Raw genomic sequence first — 262 nt, forward strand, 5'->3', positions numbered from 1 at the left:
GTCCAGGCTGCCGACCATGCCGCTGCTGTCGGCCCACGGGCCCCAGGCGAGCGCGGTGGCCGCGAGGCCCTGGGCGCGGCGCTGGGTGGCCAGGGCGTCGAGGAAGACGTTCGCGGCAGCGTAGTTGCCCTGGCCGGGGCTGCTCAGGGTGCCGGCGGCGGACGAGAAGAGGACGAACGCGGTCAGGTCGAGACCGGCGGTCAGCTCGTGCAGGTTGAGCGCCGCGTCCACCTTCGGCCGCAGCACGGCGTCCAGACGCTCC

Annotated in this window: 1 protein-coding gene; it reads right to left on the reverse strand. The window is 74.8% G+C overall.

Translation table 11 applies throughout. From position 1 onward, the window contains the following. A partial coding sequence (locus UK12_RS35735) for a KR domain-containing protein (RefSeq protein WP_045307395.1) occupies window positions 1-262 on the reverse strand: 262 nt, incomplete at both ends.

The sequence above is a fragment of the Saccharothrix sp. ST-888 genome (assembly GCF_000955975.1).
Classification (GTDB): Bacteria; Actinomycetota; Actinomycetes; order Streptomycetales; family Streptomycetaceae; genus Kitasatospora.